Annotated in this window: 16 protein-coding genes; 5 read left to right on the plus strand and 11 right to left on the minus strand. The window is 66.4% G+C overall.

What is annotated here, in order from left to right; genetic code table 11:
* Nucleotides 1-80 precede the first annotated feature (80 nt).
* Together AL3_RS14360 and ppk2 are read right to left on the minus strand one after the other, a co-directional pair.
* Entirely contained in the window at nt 81-818 is a 738-nt protein-coding gene (locus AL3_RS14360) for a FadR/GntR family transcriptional regulator (RefSeq protein ID WP_066302323.1), read from the minus strand.
* Between the two features lie 51 nt (nt 819-869).
* On the minus strand, nt 870-1,877 hold the full coding sequence (gene ppk2 / locus AL3_RS14365; protein WP_083521769.1) for a polyphosphate kinase 2: 1,008 nt from the start codon (nt 1,875-1,877) through the stop codon (nt 870-872).
* 116 nt (nt 1,878-1,993) lie between these two features.
* On the opposite strand from ppk2, the gene AL3_RS14370 reads away from it, so the two are divergent.
* Nucleotides 1,994-2,878 (plus strand): GmrSD restriction endonuclease domain-containing protein, encoded by an 885-nt coding sequence (locus tag AL3_RS14370; RefSeq protein ID WP_066302324.1) that lies wholly within the window; start codon nt 1,994-1,996, stop codon nt 2,876-2,878.
* A 789-nt stretch (nt 2,879-3,667) separates the two neighbouring features.
* On the opposite strand, the gene AL3_RS14375 is transcribed toward AL3_RS14370, so the two are convergent.
* Both AL3_RS14375 and gluQRS read right to left on the minus strand, forming a co-directional pair.
* Nucleotides 3,668-4,111, minus strand: a complete 444-nt coding sequence (locus AL3_RS14375) for a nitroreductase family deazaflavin-dependent oxidoreductase (protein WP_066302325.1) — start codon at nt 4,109-4,111, stop codon at nt 3,668-3,670.
* Nucleotides 4,112-4,247: 136 nt separating this feature from the next.
* Nucleotides 4,248-5,171: a tRNA glutamyl-Q(34) synthetase GluQRS gene (gene gluQRS, locus AL3_RS14380; protein WP_246168713.1), complete on the minus strand. Its 924-nt coding sequence runs from the start codon at nt 5,169-5,171 to the stop codon at nt 4,248-4,250.
* An 88-nt stretch (nt 5,172-5,259) separates the two neighbouring features.
* On the opposite strand from gluQRS, the gene AL3_RS14385 reads away from it, so the two are divergent.
* A complete protein-coding gene (locus tag AL3_RS14385) occupies nt 5,260-6,147 on the plus strand; it encodes an LLM class flavin-dependent oxidoreductase (protein ID WP_066302327.1) in 888 nt (295 codons plus the stop codon).
* Between the two features lie 50 nt (nt 6,148-6,197).
* Complete coding sequence (locus tag AL3_RS14390; RefSeq protein ID WP_066302329.1) at nt 6,198-6,641, plus strand: nucleoside deaminase; 444 nt, start codon at nt 6,198-6,200, stop codon at nt 6,639-6,641.
* 26 nt (nt 6,642-6,667) lie between these two features.
* On the opposite strand, the gene AL3_RS14395 is transcribed toward AL3_RS14390, so the two are convergent.
* Nucleotides 6,668-7,381 (minus strand): MBL fold metallo-hydrolase, encoded by a 714-nt coding sequence (locus AL3_RS14395; RefSeq protein ID WP_066302333.1) that lies wholly within the window; start codon nt 7,379-7,381, stop codon nt 6,668-6,670.
* Nucleotides 7,382-7,485: 104 nt separating this feature from the next.
* On the opposite strand from AL3_RS14395, the gene AL3_RS14400 reads away from it, so the two are divergent.
* Nucleotides 7,486-8,007, plus strand: a complete 522-nt coding sequence (locus tag AL3_RS14400; protein WP_066302334.1) for a TetR/AcrR family transcriptional regulator — start codon at nt 7,486-7,488, stop codon at nt 8,005-8,007.
* A 60-nt stretch (nt 8,008-8,067) separates the two neighbouring features.
* On the opposite strand, the gene AL3_RS14405 is transcribed toward AL3_RS14400, so the two are convergent.
* The 6 genes from AL3_RS14405 to AL3_RS14430 all read right to left on the minus strand — a co-directional run bounded on the left by AL3_RS14405 (nt 8,068) and on the right by AL3_RS14430 (nt 11,611).
* Entirely contained in the window at nt 8,068-8,481 is a 414-nt protein-coding gene (locus tag AL3_RS14405; protein WP_066302335.1) for a VOC family protein, read from the minus strand.
* Between the two features lie 166 nt (nt 8,482-8,647).
* Entirely contained in the window at nt 8,648-9,076 is a 429-nt protein-coding gene (locus AL3_RS14410; RefSeq protein WP_066302338.1) for a VOC family protein, read from the minus strand.
* A gap of 31 nt (nt 9,077-9,107) precedes the next feature.
* Nucleotides 9,108-9,587 (minus strand): SRPBCC family protein, encoded by a 480-nt coding sequence (locus tag AL3_RS14415; RefSeq protein WP_066302340.1) that lies wholly within the window; start codon nt 9,585-9,587, stop codon nt 9,108-9,110.
* Entirely contained in the window at nt 9,584-10,087 is a 504-nt protein-coding gene (locus AL3_RS14420) for an SRPBCC family protein (protein ID WP_066302342.1), read from the minus strand. The genes AL3_RS14415 and AL3_RS14420 overlap by 4 nt, the downstream gene beginning before the upstream one ends.
* On the minus strand, nt 10,084-10,449 hold the full coding sequence (locus tag AL3_RS14425) for an ArsR/SmtB family transcription factor (RefSeq protein ID WP_066302346.1): 366 nt from the start codon (nt 10,447-10,449) through the stop codon (nt 10,084-10,086). Before AL3_RS14425 ends, AL3_RS14420 begins: the two co-directional genes overlap by 4 nt.
* Nucleotides 10,450-10,609: 160 nt before the next feature.
* The gene (locus AL3_RS14430) at nt 10,610-11,611 is read right to left on the minus strand and encodes a LacI family DNA-binding transcriptional regulator (RefSeq protein ID WP_066302348.1); all 1,002 of its coding nucleotides are present in this window, start codon (nt 11,609-11,611) and stop codon (nt 10,610-10,612) included.
* Between the two features lie 159 nt (nt 11,612-11,770).
* Here AL3_RS14430 and AL3_RS14435 point away from each other — a divergent pair, with 159 nt between their 5' ends.
* On the plus strand, nt 11,771-12,739 hold the full coding sequence (locus AL3_RS14435; RefSeq protein WP_066302351.1) for an asparaginase: 969 nt from the start codon (nt 11,771-11,773) through the stop codon (nt 12,737-12,739).
* Nucleotides 12,740-12,758 lie beyond the last annotated feature (19 nt).

A 12,758-nucleotide genomic window follows, 5' to 3' on the forward strand; every position in this document is an offset into this window, starting at 1 on the left:
GGCTCCGCGTCGCCGCGCCGCCCGCGCTCCACGGCCGCCGCCGCCGTCGCGCACCTCCGCCCGCGCCGCGGCCAACACGACTATCCCTTCGAAACCTCCGGCTGCGTGAAGATCCTCGGTTCGTCCTTCCAGACGCTCTCAACTTCAGACTTTGTCCGCCGCATGATTTGGTCCATCGCTTCGCGGGCTGCTTCCGGCCGGCCGGCCTGGATGGCGTTGGCGACGTCGACATGCCACTGCAGTGCCTCTTCGTGCGGATGGGTGGGCATCAGCCCGTAGTCGGTCCGGCCGCGAAGGACCTCGGCGATCATCGACTGCATCTGGCTGAACATTTCGTTGCCAGAGGCGGCCAGAACCAGTGCGTGGTAATGGATGTCCAGCTCCAGGAACTGCTGCAGATCCCCGGCCCGGCCCACGGCACGCATCTTCGCGGCAACGGCCATCAGCTCTGCGGCCATGTCTTCCGGCGCGTGCTGCGCCGCGAGCTCAGCGGCAGCAGGCTCGACGGCGGAACGCAGCTCGGTCAGGGACCTCAACTGGGCGCCCTTACCTGACTTGGCTGCGAGCCGCCACCGCACAATATAAGGATCGAAGACGTTCCAGGACGTTTCCGGAAGCACCCGGATCCCCACCCGCTTAACCGTTTCGACCAGGCCAAGGGACTGCAGCACACGGACCGCCTCACGGGCAACGGACCGGGAAACGTTCAGCTCCGACTCCAGCTGCTCGGAGAGCATGGTGTCGCCGGGGGCGAGTTCACAGGAGACAATTCTCCGCCCGAGCGATTCGATCACCAGGCTGTGCAGGCGCGAACTCATGGGAGTCTTCGGGTAGCAGTCACCCAGTCATCATATGCAACACTGACCGCGTCAGTTCTGCGGTTTGACCACGGGAAACATTCCGCCGGGCTCTTCGCCCTCCTCGTAATGGCTGGCCGCCGGACCCACGATCAGCTGATCCGGTGCGTGCGCCACGCTCAGGTCCTTGTTCGGATAGTCCACCCCGTGCAGGACAAAACGCATCGCCTCGAGCCGGGCACGCTTCTTGTCGTTGGATTTCACCACCGTCCACGGCGCATCGCCCGTGTCCGTGTAGAAGAACATGGCTTCCTTGGCCTCGGTATAGTCATCCCATTTGTCCAGGCTGGCCAGGTCGGTGGGGGAGAGCTTCCACTGTTTGACCGGATCCGTTTCACGCGCCGCAAACCTCGCCAGCTGTTCGGCCCGCCCCACCGAGAACCACAGCTTGCGCAGCAGGACACCGGAGTTCACCAGCATCCGTTCCAGCTCGGGCACTTCCCGCATGAACTCCAGATACTGGGCCGGGGTGCAGTAATTCATGACGCGCTCGACGCCGGCACGGTTGTACCAGGAACGGTCCATCATCACGATCTCCCCGCCGCTGGGAAGCCGGGAGACGTACCGCTGGAAGTACCATTGCGTGCGTTCCTGATCGGTCGGCTTTTCCAATGCCACAACTCGGGCGCCACGAGGATTCAGATGTTCGTTGAAGCGCTTGATCGCGCCGCCTTTTCCGGCGGCATCGCGGCCTTCGAAGATGATCAGCATCTTCTGCCCGGTTTCCTTGACCCACAGCTGCATCTTCAGCAGCTCGATCTGCAGCTGGCGCTTCTGCAGGTTATAGGAACGGCGGGAGAGCTTCTTGTCATACGGATAGTTGTGCGTCCAGGCGGCGTCGTCGCCCTTTTCCGGCCTAACCGCCGTCTTGGAGTCCAGCTCCTCCAGCTCATCGAGCTCCGCAGCATAGTCCTCCGCAACCGACATCCGTGGGTCTGCACCGTCGGATGCGGCAGACCGTTTCCCTTCGGGATTCGCCTGCTTGGGGCCGGTGGGGATGGTGTTCTTGCCGGTGGCCATGGGTTCTCCTCGTGAGGGGTTGCACCACCGAATTTACGCGGCCGTACGGGCCAGCGAAAGGGCGCGCCGTGAGCCTCCCCGGCTTTCCGGTAAAGGACGCCGATAATTGATGCCAAATGAAATACCTGCGCTCCACTCTGCTGTCCTTGTCCGTCGTTTCGTTCCTCCTCTTCGGAACCGCCTGCGTCCCCCAGGAATCCGGGCCCGCAGCCGCCGCGCCACCCACGCAGCAGGCCCAGGCCGGAACCGCACTGGAGCAGCTTGCCGGGATCACCATCAAGGGACGGGCACCGAAAACCGGTTACGACCGGGAAGAATTTGGGCCGGCCTGGGCCGACGTCGACCGCAACGGCTGCGACACCCGCAACGACATCCTGGCCCGGGACCTGGTGAACCTGGCCTTCCGGGAGGGCACCAAGGACTGCGTGATTACCTCCGGCACCTTCCTTGACCCGTACACCGGAACCTCCATCAGCTTCGTCCGCGGCAACACCACCAGCACAGCGGTGCAGATTGATCATGTGGTGGCGCTGTCCGACGCGTGGCAGAAGGGTGCCCAGCAGCTGAGCGCGGACCAACGCCGCCAGCTCGCCAATGATCCGCTGAACCTCCTCGCCGCCGATGGCCCCGCCAACGGCGCGAAGTCAGACTCCGACGCCGCCACCTGGCTGCCGCCGAACAAGGGCTTCCGCTGCGAATACGTCGCGCGGCAGACCGCGGTGAAGGCGGAGTACGGGCTCTGGATGACCCAGGCTGAGCACGATGCGATCGCCACGGTCCTCTCCGGCTGCCCGGATGAGCCGGTTCCGGCCCGGGAAGGAACAGCCGCCCGCGCGGCAGCCGCCGGATCAGCCAGCGGTACAACCGGAGGGACTGCGACGCCGGTCTATGCGAATTGCTCGGCCGTCAAGGCTGCGGGTGCCGCACCGATCCGTCCCGGCGATCCGGGCTGGGATCCAAAGTTCGACGGCGACGGCGACGGAGTCGGCTGCACCTCCTAGCCATAGGGTCGGCTAGGCATGGGGTGGGCCAGGGCGAATCTTGGAACCGGGGAAAAAGACCCGCCGGATGCGGACCGTACCTGTCCTGAACTGCGTCGTCCGCTGCTGTGCATGCTCATAGCCTTAATCCCAGATGCGGCGCTGGTTCCCGATGCAGCGTTGTTCCAGGTGCAGCGCTGATTCCAGGCCAGCACTTGGCACGATGCGGGAGACGGAACTTGGCGGCCGAGAACCGGCAGGGCAAGGAGAGGGAAGCACATGGGGCTGATGGAGATTGAGCTGGCAAAACTGGACTACCGGGAACGAGTGGCCGAGGCAGCGCGCGCAAACACAGCCCGGGCAAACAGAGAGCGCCGCCGGAGAGCCGGGCGGACAATCGGGCGAAGCGTGGAACAGAGAGTCGGGCGGAGCATGGAACAGAGAGTCGGGCGGAGCGTGGAACAGAGAGTCGAGAACAGCCGGAGCGGCGGCCTAGCTAACCAGGTTGCCGGCCACGGGGATCGCCGGACTGCTGGCGTGGGCAAGGGTGCCGGAGCAGAGCCGGAACAGGATGCCTCACAGGCAGTCCACAGCCATCGGGAAGCCAAGATTGATTCCCCGGTGCTCTCCATCGGACTGGGAAGATTCCGTTACCGGCTGTGGTTCACCCGGTACGTTGCCGTCTAGGGCTGCGGGGCTGCGGGGCTGCGGGGCTGCTGACTGCGCCCCCAGGTTCCTCGCCGCCGCCGGTCCGCGCTGCAGCAGGGATTGTCAGTGCAGAACCTATCGCAGGGTTATCCGCCGCAGGTCTTACCCGGCGTCCATCCGTTCCAGAACAAACACCGGGATTTCCCGGTCCGTTTTCGCCTGGTAATCGGCGTAGGGCGGATAGGCCTCGACGGCACGTTCCCACCACAGGGCCTTCTCCTCACCGGTGACTTCGCGGGCCTGCATGTCCCACTTCTGCGGGCCGTCCTGCAGCTCCACATGCGGATGGGCCTTGACGTTGAAGAACCAGACCGGATGCCGGGGAGCGCCTCCGAGCGAGGCAACCACCGCATAAACGCCGTCGTGCTCCACGCGCATCAGCGGGGTCTTGCGCAGCTTGCCGGTCTTGGCGCCCTTGGTGGTCAGCAGGATGACGGGGCGTCCATTGAGCGTGGTGCCGCGGGTGCCGCCGGAGGACTCAATTTCCTCGGCCTGCTTCGCTGACCAGTTGCTGGGACTTGGGACATATTCACCGGTGAGGGGCATGCCACCAGTGAACACCTCAGGGGCAGGACCTGGCCACCCCCCCCCGAACCCGGCAATGCGCCGCCGCCCGGCCCGGGCACGGATAGCCCAGGCACCGGCCAGCTCCGAAATCGGGCAGGTTAGAAGTCCGGCCAGCTCAAAGTCCCGGCGGTTCAAAGACCCACGGATGCAGCGGGAGCCGGGCAGGGTCAAACACAGCCAGGGCCTCCGGCAGGGTTCCCGGCAGGCCCAGCGAACCGAGGATCATCGCCGTCGCCTCCTGGGCTGAGATGCCCAGCTCCGCCAAACCGCCAAGCGTCACGGCGCCGTCGCGCTTGGCCAGCCGCTTGCCGGTAGGCCCCAGTACCAGCTGGACATGGACGTAGTCCACCGGAGGCAGCCCCAGCAGAGACGCGAGGTATGCCTGCCGGGGGGTGGAGGACAAGAGGTCGTCACCGCGGACCACCTGGTTGATGCCCTGGGCTGCATCGTCGACGACGACGGCCAGGTTGTAGGGAGGGACGCCGTCGTTGCGCAGCAGCACCAGGTCATCAACCACACCGGTGTACTCGCCGTGCAGGACGTCGTGGACGGTGAACTCGGTGACCTCGGACCGAAGCCGCAGGGCCGGCGGACGTTCGCGCCGGCGTCGTTCACGTTCCTGCGCCGACAGGTTGCGGCAGGTCCCCGGATAGGATCCGGGCGGGGAGTGCGGGGCACGGGGTGCGTCGGAGATCTCACTGCGTGTGCAGAAGCACTCGTAGACCCTGCCCTCGTCCTGCAGCCGTTGAATCGCTTCGAGGTAGACCGAAGTGCGGTCGGACTGGCGGAGGATCCCGGCGTCCCAGTCCAGCCCGACGGCGGCCAGGTCACGCAGCTGCGCAGCTTCCGCCCCGGCACGGGCCTGGTCCAGATCCTCCACCCGGAGGAAGAATTCCCGGCCGGTGCTGCGGGCGAATAGCCAGGCCAGCAGGGCGGTCCGGAGGTTGCCGACGTGCAGCTCACCTGAGGGGCTGGGAGCAAAACGTCCTGCCCCGGCCGTGGGAACACTGGCGGGGGCGGCGGGAATCTCAAGGGGCACGTCTTCCAGCCTACAAACCCGGCTGCCCGGATGCCGCACCGGAGGACTAGGCTGGGCCACCACGCACCCCAGACGCCAGGAGTCCACGATGCCTGATTACGGCCGCGACCTGCTGTTCGGAGCCTTCATCACGCCGTCGGCCTCCCCGCCGCAGCGCGCTGTGGAGCTGGCGCAAACCGCTGAGACAGCCGGACTGGACCTGGCCGCGTTCCAGGACCACCCGTACCAGCCGCGGTTCCTGGACACCTGGACGCTGCTCTCCTACGTGGCAGCGCGGACCACCAGGATCCGGCTGGCCACCGACGTGCTGAACCTGCCGCTGCGGCAGCCGGCCGTCGTCGCCCGCAGCGCGGCCAGCCTCGATCTGCTCAGCGGCGGCCGCTTCGAGCTCGGACTCGGCGCCGGAGCGTTCTGGGACGCGATCGCGGCCGCCGGCGGAGACCGGCTCAGCCCGGGTGAGGCGGTCACGGGATTGGAAGAGGCCATCCGGATCATCCGCGGGATCTGGGATGTCTCCGCAGGCGCGCCGCTGCGGGTGGAGGGCACGGTCCACCGGGTGGACGGAGCCAAGCGCGGTCCGGCACCGGCGCACGACGTCGGTATCTGGCTCGGCGCCTACAAACCACGCATGCTCCGGCTCACCGGAGAACTGGCAGACGGCTGGTTCGCCTCGCTGGGGTACCTGCCGGGAGGCCCGGAGGAGCTGGCCGGACTGAACGCCCGGATCGACGACGCCGCGGCCGGAGCCGGGCGCATTCCGTCCGCTGTCCGGCGGCTGCTGAATATCAGCGGGTCCGCCACCTCCGCCGGGCTGCTGGCGGAACTGGCACTGGAGTACGGGATTTCGGGCTTCATTCTGGCCAGCGACGATGCCGCCGCCCTGGCCCGCTTCGGCACTGAGGTTGCTCCGGAGGTGCGGGAAACCGTGGCGGAGGCACGGGGTGCCGTTGAGCTACCACACGCCCCCGGAGCCTGAAGTTCGCAGGGCTCTTCCCTGCCGGGGGCTGCGGCTCCTACTGTGGGGCCATGACATCGGAGTTGTTGCTGCCCGCCCTGAACGCCGCCCGGAAGGGCCTGGCTGAAGGCGGTATTCCCATTGGGTCGGCTCTGTACGTTGAAGGCGCGATTGTGGCGACGGGGCGCAACCGCAGACAGCAGCTCGGCAGCGTGATCCGGCACGCGGAAATGGACTGTCTTGAGCAGGCCGGCCGGCTGCCCGCCGGTTCCTATCGGCGGGCCACTCTGGTCACCACACTTTCGCCCTGTGACATGTGCGCGGGTGCGGTGCTGCTCTACGGAATTCCCCGCGTGATTATCGGTGAAAACCGGAACTATACGGGTGCGGAGGACCTGCTGCGGAGCAGGGGAGTGCAGCTTGAGATCCTGGACGATGAAGCCTGCGCCCTGCTCGTGGAGGAATTCATGACCGAATACCCGTCACTGTGGAATGAGGACATCGGTGCAAGCTGAAGCCCCTGTGCGCGGCTCCAACCGGCTTAAGCCTTCGCCCGCACCTCGGCTGCCAGCCCGGCAACCGGCCCGTTCCACGGAGCCCCATGGCCGGGCAGAACCCAGTCGACCTGCTGCAGGCCGGTGACGCGTTCGAGCACTTCCAGCGCCTGGGCCGGATCGTCGGTGAACGGGGCCGGCTGCGGACCACGCTGTCCGGTCAGGACATGGCGGGTGGTCAGGGCGTCGCCGACAAAAAGCGCACGGGCGGCCGGCACATACACGGCGACGCTCCCGGGCGAATGTCCCGGCAGGCCAATGATCTGCGGGGAGCCGGGCAGGTCCAGCACGTCGCCGTCCTCCACGGGGACGACGTCGGTCAGGTACTTAGTGCGCCAGCCGCCCTTCCGGATGGAGTAGGCAAGGAAACTCAGAGTCGGGCCCAGCCGCATACGGCCAGCCGATGCTTTGGGTTTCTCCCCGCCCTTGGCCCGGGCGGCGTCCGCGCTGTGCACGTAGACCGGAATGCCGGAGGTGAGGCGCAGCCGCTCGGCAAACCCGAGGTGGTCGGTGTCCCCATGGGTCAGCACGATTCCGCGCACGTCGGAGAGGGGACGCCCGACGGCGGCGAGCTCGCGCTGCAGGTCCCGCCAGTGCCCGGCGAGTCCGGCGTCGATGACGGTGATGCCCTCATCGGTGAGGACGAGATAAGCGGCAACGATGTCGTTGCCGATCCGGTGCAGGTGCGGTCCAAGCTTCACTGTTTCCTCCTTCACCGGCCAGGGCGTGTCCCGGCGATATAGCTACGGTAATTAGCTATGATGGCTAATGTCAATAGCTTACGTTTCCGGGTCAGGAGTTTGGTATGCCCACACCGCAGCGCACATCGCTCGCAGAAATCGTGGCCGCGGGCCGTGAAGTCCTGGAGTCAGGCGGCCCCGGCCGGGTGACCATGCAGGCGGTCGCTGAGCGCGTGGGGGTCCGGCCGCCGTCGCTCTACAAGCGGGTGCGGGACCGGGAAGCGCTGCTGACGCTGATCGCCGCGGCCACGCTGCAGGAACTTCAGGAACGGCTCGCAGCGCAGGACTCTCTGGCCGGGATGGCCCATGCCTACCGGAATTTCGCCCATGAACGGCCGGAGGGTTTCCGGCTGCTCAGTACCCGCAGCGCTTCGGCCGAGGACCTGGCCCGGGCCAGCGCGCCGGTTCTGGCGGCCGCGCGGGCCGCCGTCGGCGAGGCGGATGCCCTGGAAGCCGCACGGTTTATGACTGCCTGGCTGACCGGCTTCATTTCCATGGAACTCGCCGGCGCCTTCCGGCTGGGCGGAGACCTGGACCGGGCCTTCGCCTACGGCATCGACCGGGTGAACGCTGCGCTCGCGGGCTAAGCCTGTGGCCGGCTCCCTTCCCCTTCCCTGGTGCCGGTCAACCAAAACTGCCGGCCCAGGCTAGCGGAGGTCGTCCAGCTCCTGGAACAGGGTCAGCTGCAGCCCGGCTGGACCGTTGAGCCGGGAGTTCAGCGACCGCCAGGGCGTCTCGCGGGGTTCGGCAACCAGCTCCGCACCGCCGTCCACCGCCTGCCGGGTCGCGGCGGCGGCGTCGTCCACCTCGAAGGCGACACGCAGCTTGAGGCTGGGGCGGCCATCGGCCTCGACGCGGTCGATCATCCGGACCTGGGCCGGATTGGACAGCTCCAGTGTGGCGCGGCCGGCGTCCAGGATAGTCACCCGGGCATCGTCTTCGCCCTGGTAGGCCTCCTGTTCGGGCAGGCCGAGGACATCACGGTAGAAGGTGAGGGCGGCGTCGTAATCTTCTGCTTCGACCACCAGCCGCAGCTGGCGGACGGGATTAGGGGTCTCCATGCCAGCACCAACCCCGCGCGCGGCCGCCGCATTCCCTGGCCCTGAAAACCCAGCGCTGCTCCCTGCAAGACACGACGCTGCTCCTGACAAAAAACGACGACGGCGGCAGCTGCCTTTCCTCGAAAAGGCAGCTGCCGCCGTCGTACTGTTGGGACGCCTGGGCGGGTCAGCCGGCCGGCGCGGCTTCGGGACCGCGGGGAATCAGCGGCTTCTCCGCGCGTGCCTTGATCTGCTGCACCACCCAGCTGTTGCCGTCCGGGTCCTCGAAACCGAACATCGTTCCGCCGTCGCGCTCGTCGAGGACCATGATTCCGCCGGCCTCAACCCCGCGGGAGAGCAGTTCCTCCCGCGCCGCCGCGGCATCGGAAACCACCAGCTGCAGGCCCTTGAGGGAGCCCGGCTCCATCTCCGCCTGTCCGGGAAGGTTGCCGATCACGATCGAGCAGCCGGAACCCCGCGGCGTCAGCTGGGCGAACTGCATCTGCTCAGTGACGGTATGGTGATCGAGCTTAAAACCCACCCGGTCGGCGTAGAAAGCGATGCTGCGGTCCAGGTCGCGGACCGGGAGCACGACGACTTCCAGAGTCCAGTCCATGTTTCCTCCACACGTTGTCTCCGGCAGGGTGTCAGGCGGTGGCGAAGGCCAGCAGCTGCTCGAGCTTGTCGTAGCCGGCGGCCATTCCGGATTCCATGCCTGAGGAGACGAAGTTATCCCGGGTTTCCACCGAGGGATAGAGCGAATGGCCGATAAGCCTGGAACGCCCGTCCGGCAGGTCCTCGAAGTGCATGTAGTCCAGGCTCGCCTCGTCCGGGTAACCCTCATACTCGAAGGTCTGCAGAATGAACTCGTCCGGGCGGACACTGTGGAAAACGCCGCGGAAAGCGAATTCGCCCTCGCCGTCGGTCTGTACAAAGCGGTAGCTGCCGCCCGAGGTCGGTTCGAACCCGTCGATCCGGGTCTCCAGTGCGTCGGGTCCAATCCACTGACGGTAGGATTCCGGATCCACATGGGCGCGGAACACCTCGCGGGCGGGGTAGTCGAACTCGCGGACGTAATCGATGTACGGAACGCCGTCCGGAACCGTGACTTCCAGCGCGTTGGTCATGATGCCTCCTGAGGGGTCTTTTCGCTGAGAGTGCCCAGCAGTTCTTCGAGCCGGTCGTAGCCTTCGCCGAGGCCCTCCTCCATGCCGGAGGCAGCCATACCGTCGCGCGCTTCCATGCTGGGGTAGACGGCGTGCGCGGTGAGCCGGGTCCTGCCGTCACCCAGGTCCTCGAACGTCTGGGATTCGATGCTGACGACGTCGGGGTAGCCGGAGAACTCGAAGGTCTGGATCGCGAACTCGTTCTCCCGGACAGTGTGGAAGATGCCGGAGAAATCGTACGGAACGCCGTCGGGCCCGGTGTGGGTGTACTTGTAGGAGCCGCCGGTGGTGAAATCGTAATGGTCGATTTCCATCTTCAGGCCCCTCGGCCCCAGCCACTGAACAATCAGCTCCGGATCCCGGTGCGCCTGGAACACCGCCGCGACCGGGAAATCGAGCTCGCGGGAGAAATTGATAAAGGGAACGCCCTCGGGGACGGAGACTTGCAGTGCGTTGGTCATGATGGATCCTTTGCCTGCGGGCCGCTGCGCGCGGCCTGTTCGAAGAGCACGGCGTCCAGGCTGCGGAACTGCTCCTCGCGGACCAGCCGATACCGGTCGATCCACGCAGTGAGCGCCTCCAGCCGTGCGGGGTTCAGGTGCACGGGCCGGCGCTGGGCGTCACGGGTTCGGGTGACTAGCTGCGCCTGCTCGAGGACCTGGATGTGCTTCGAGACCGCCTGCTTGCTGATCGCGAAGGGTTCCGCCAGTTCGTTGACCGTTGCCGGGCCCCGGGAGAGCCTGGCGATGATGCGGCGGCGGGCCGGATCGGCAAGGGCCAGGAAGGCCTTGTCGAGGAGGGCGTCGTCACGGGTTTCGTTCATGTGTGGGCCAACGTTTCGTGTGCTGTAACCAAAAAACTGTGCTTACCAACCGGCAAGCGTATTCAAGGTTGCGGTTTATCAACCAAATGATTGATTACAAACCAAAGTACCCCCGGTGCGGGATACCGGCAAGGGGGAAGCAGGAGTTTTTTGACGTTTCCTAGCCGCTGCCGCGAACCACCAATTCGGGGGCCAGCCGCACGCTGTCCACAGCGGCGCCGTCCATCATCCCGCGGAGCGCCAGCAGTCCTTGCCGGCCTATCTCATGCATGGGGGAGCGGATCGTGGTGAGATTGACGCCGCCGGCCAGAGGTGTGTCATTAAAACCGCCGACCGCGACGTCGCCGGGGACATTGAGGCCTGCTTCACGCAGCACGCCGATAGCCCCGATTGCCGCGAAGTCGTTGACGGCGAAGATGGCCTCGGGGGCGCCGCCGGCGGCCAGGATCCGGGCGGCGGCCTCCTGTCCGGAGTGTGCGTCGAACCCGCCGTGGATGAGCCACTGTTCCGGTACGGTGTGCCCGGCATCAGCGAGCACATCCAGGAACCCGGCGCTGCGGTCGCGCGAGGTCGAGGTTGTCGGCGTGCCCGCGATGAGTCCGAAACTGGTTCGGCCAGCCGCAAGGAAATGCTCGGCCATCAGCCGTCCGCCGGCATAGTCGTCGCACGTGACGCTGACGTGCCCCGCGGACGTCCGGCTGACCAGCACCAGCGGAATACCCCGGCCACGCAGTTCATCCAGGTATGGCTCCTGGAGGTGCGCATCTCCGAAGATCAGTCCGTCAGCACGCCGGTTCAGCAGGCGTTCTGCCTTCACCCGCTGAGCGGAGGCATCATCCAGGGAGTTGGCCACCAGCGCCAGCAGGCCGTGTTCGGTTGCCGCCTCGTCAATGCCTTCGTAAATGGTGGCCAGGACAAAGTCCTGCAGTCGGGGAACTATCACTCCGACAGTGTCGGAGCGCGAGGTCCGCAGTGATGCGGCATGCGGATTCCGGCTGTAGCCAAGTTCCTTGGACAGGGCAAGGATCCGCTCAGTGGTGGCCGGTGCAGCCCACTTGGAATTTGCTCCGGCCGGGTCGTTGAGGACACGGGACACGGTGGAGACGTTGAGGCCGAGTTCCTTCGCCAGGTACTTCAGGGTGACTTGTCCGGGGGCGCCCATGTTTCCGTTTCATGTCAGATGCGGACTGAATGTAAAAAATGCGTGAACGTGTTGCGCTTCACACTCTTAGGCCCATAGTATCGCTTCCAACGCTTACACAAACGTTTGCGGCAAACGTTTGGTAACGGATGCAACAGGAACTTGAGGAGTAACCGGGCAGTGGCTCAGATTCATGTACTAGGAACCGGCGGCACCATTGCCTCCCGGGCACAGGGTGCCGGCGGTGCAGTGGCGTCCGACGGTGCGGAGTCGCTGACTTCCGCTCTGGAGAGCCGGCACACCCTCGTCTCCCGCGACATCCTCACCACGGGGAGCTACCGTCTGGCCCTTGCCGACCTCCGCCTCATCGCTGAAACTGTTCGGGAGGTCCTGGACCGGGATGAGGTGGATGGCGTGGTCGTCACGCACGGAACCGACACCATGGAGGAAACCGCCTTCCTGCTGGACCTGGTGCACGATTCGGCGAAGCCCGTGGTGTTTACCGGTGCGCAGCAGACCGCAGACAGTTCCTGCCCCGATGGGCCGGGGAACCTGGCTGAGGCTATCGCCGCCGCTGCGGAACCCGGGCTGCGGGGTGCTGGGGTGATGATCTCCTTCGCCGGCGAAATCCGCTCCGCCCGCGGTGCGCGCAAATCCCACACCACAGCCGCGAGCGCGTTCGCCGGCGGGACGCAGGTGGCGCACCTGGCCGGAGACGACGTCGTTGTTTCCGCCCTGCCAGCCCGCCGTGCTCCGCTGGCAATGCCGGAAGCCCGGTTCGACGCGGTCCGGGCCGACATCATTACGGCCTATGCCGGAGCCACACCGGAACTGCTCCTCCACGCGGCGGGGGACGGGGCGCACGCCCTGATCCTGGCCGGAACCGGCATCGGCAACGCCGGACCCGGTTTCGCTGAGGCCGTCGCGGAGGTGAGCGCGGCCGGAGTACCGGTGGTCCTCAGCAGCCGCACTCCATGGGGTCCGGTGGTGCCGACCTATGGAAACGGCGGCGGCAAGGACCTGGTCCGCGCCGGCGCCATACCGTCCCGGGACCTCAATCCCTTCCAATCCCGCATCCTGGCCGCCCTGCTGCTGGCCGGGAACACCGATCCGGCGAGTTTCGCCGCACGGTTCTCCGCATACACCTAGCCCGTCTGATCGAAATACC

It is taken from the genome of Arthrobacter luteolus NBRC 107841 (genome assembly GCF_001552075.1).
GTDB lineage: Bacteria > Actinomycetota > Actinomycetes > Actinomycetales > Micrococcaceae > Arthrobacter_B > Arthrobacter_B luteolus.

Bases quoted from the DNA above. Each gene is read 5' to 3' on its own strand.
- AL3_RS14360 (WP_066302323.1), bottom strand. From the start codon at position 818: ATGAGTTCGCGCCTGCACAGCCTGGTGATCGAATCGCTCGGGCGGAGA.
- ppk2 (WP_083521769.1), bottom strand. From the start codon at position 1,877: ATGGCCACCGGCAAGAACACCATCCCCACCGGCCCCAAGCAGGCGAAT.
- AL3_RS14370 (WP_066302324.1), top strand. From the start codon at position 1,994: ATGAAATACCTGCGCTCCACTCTGCTGTCCTTGTCCGTCGTTTCGTTC.
- AL3_RS14375 (WP_066302325.1), bottom strand. From the start codon at position 4,111: ATGCCCCTCACCGGTGAATATGTCCCAAGTCCCAGCAACTGGTCAGCG.
- AL3_RS14385 (WP_066302327.1), top strand. From the start codon at position 5,260: ATGCCTGATTACGGCCGCGACCTGCTGTTCGGAGCCTTCATCACGCCG.
- AL3_RS14390 (WP_066302329.1), top strand. From the start codon at position 6,198: ATGACATCGGAGTTGTTGCTGCCCGCCCTGAACGCCGCCCGGAAGGGC.
- AL3_RS14400 (WP_066302334.1), top strand. From the start codon at position 7,486: ATGCCCACACCGCAGCGCACATCGCTCGCAGAAATCGTGGCCGCGGGC.
- AL3_RS14405 (WP_066302335.1), bottom strand. From the start codon at position 8,481: ATGGAGACCCCTAATCCCGTCCGCCAGCTGCGGCTGGTGGTCGAAGCA.
- AL3_RS14410 (WP_066302338.1), bottom strand. From the start codon at position 9,076: ATGGACTGGACTCTGGAAGTCGTCGTGCTCCCGGTCCGCGACCTGGAC.
- AL3_RS14415 (WP_066302340.1), bottom strand. From the start codon at position 9,587: ATGACCAACGCGCTGGAAGTCACGGTTCCGGACGGCGTTCCGTACATC.
- AL3_RS14420 (WP_066302342.1), bottom strand. From the start codon at position 10,087: ATGACCAACGCACTGCAAGTCTCCGTCCCCGAGGGCGTTCCCTTTATC.
- AL3_RS14425 (WP_066302346.1), bottom strand. From the start codon at position 10,449: ATGAACGAAACCCGTGACGACGCCCTCCTCGACAAGGCCTTCCTGGCC.
- AL3_RS14430 (WP_066302348.1), bottom strand. From the start codon at position 11,611: ATGGGCGCCCCCGGACAAGTCACCCTGAAGTACCTGGCGAAGGAACTC.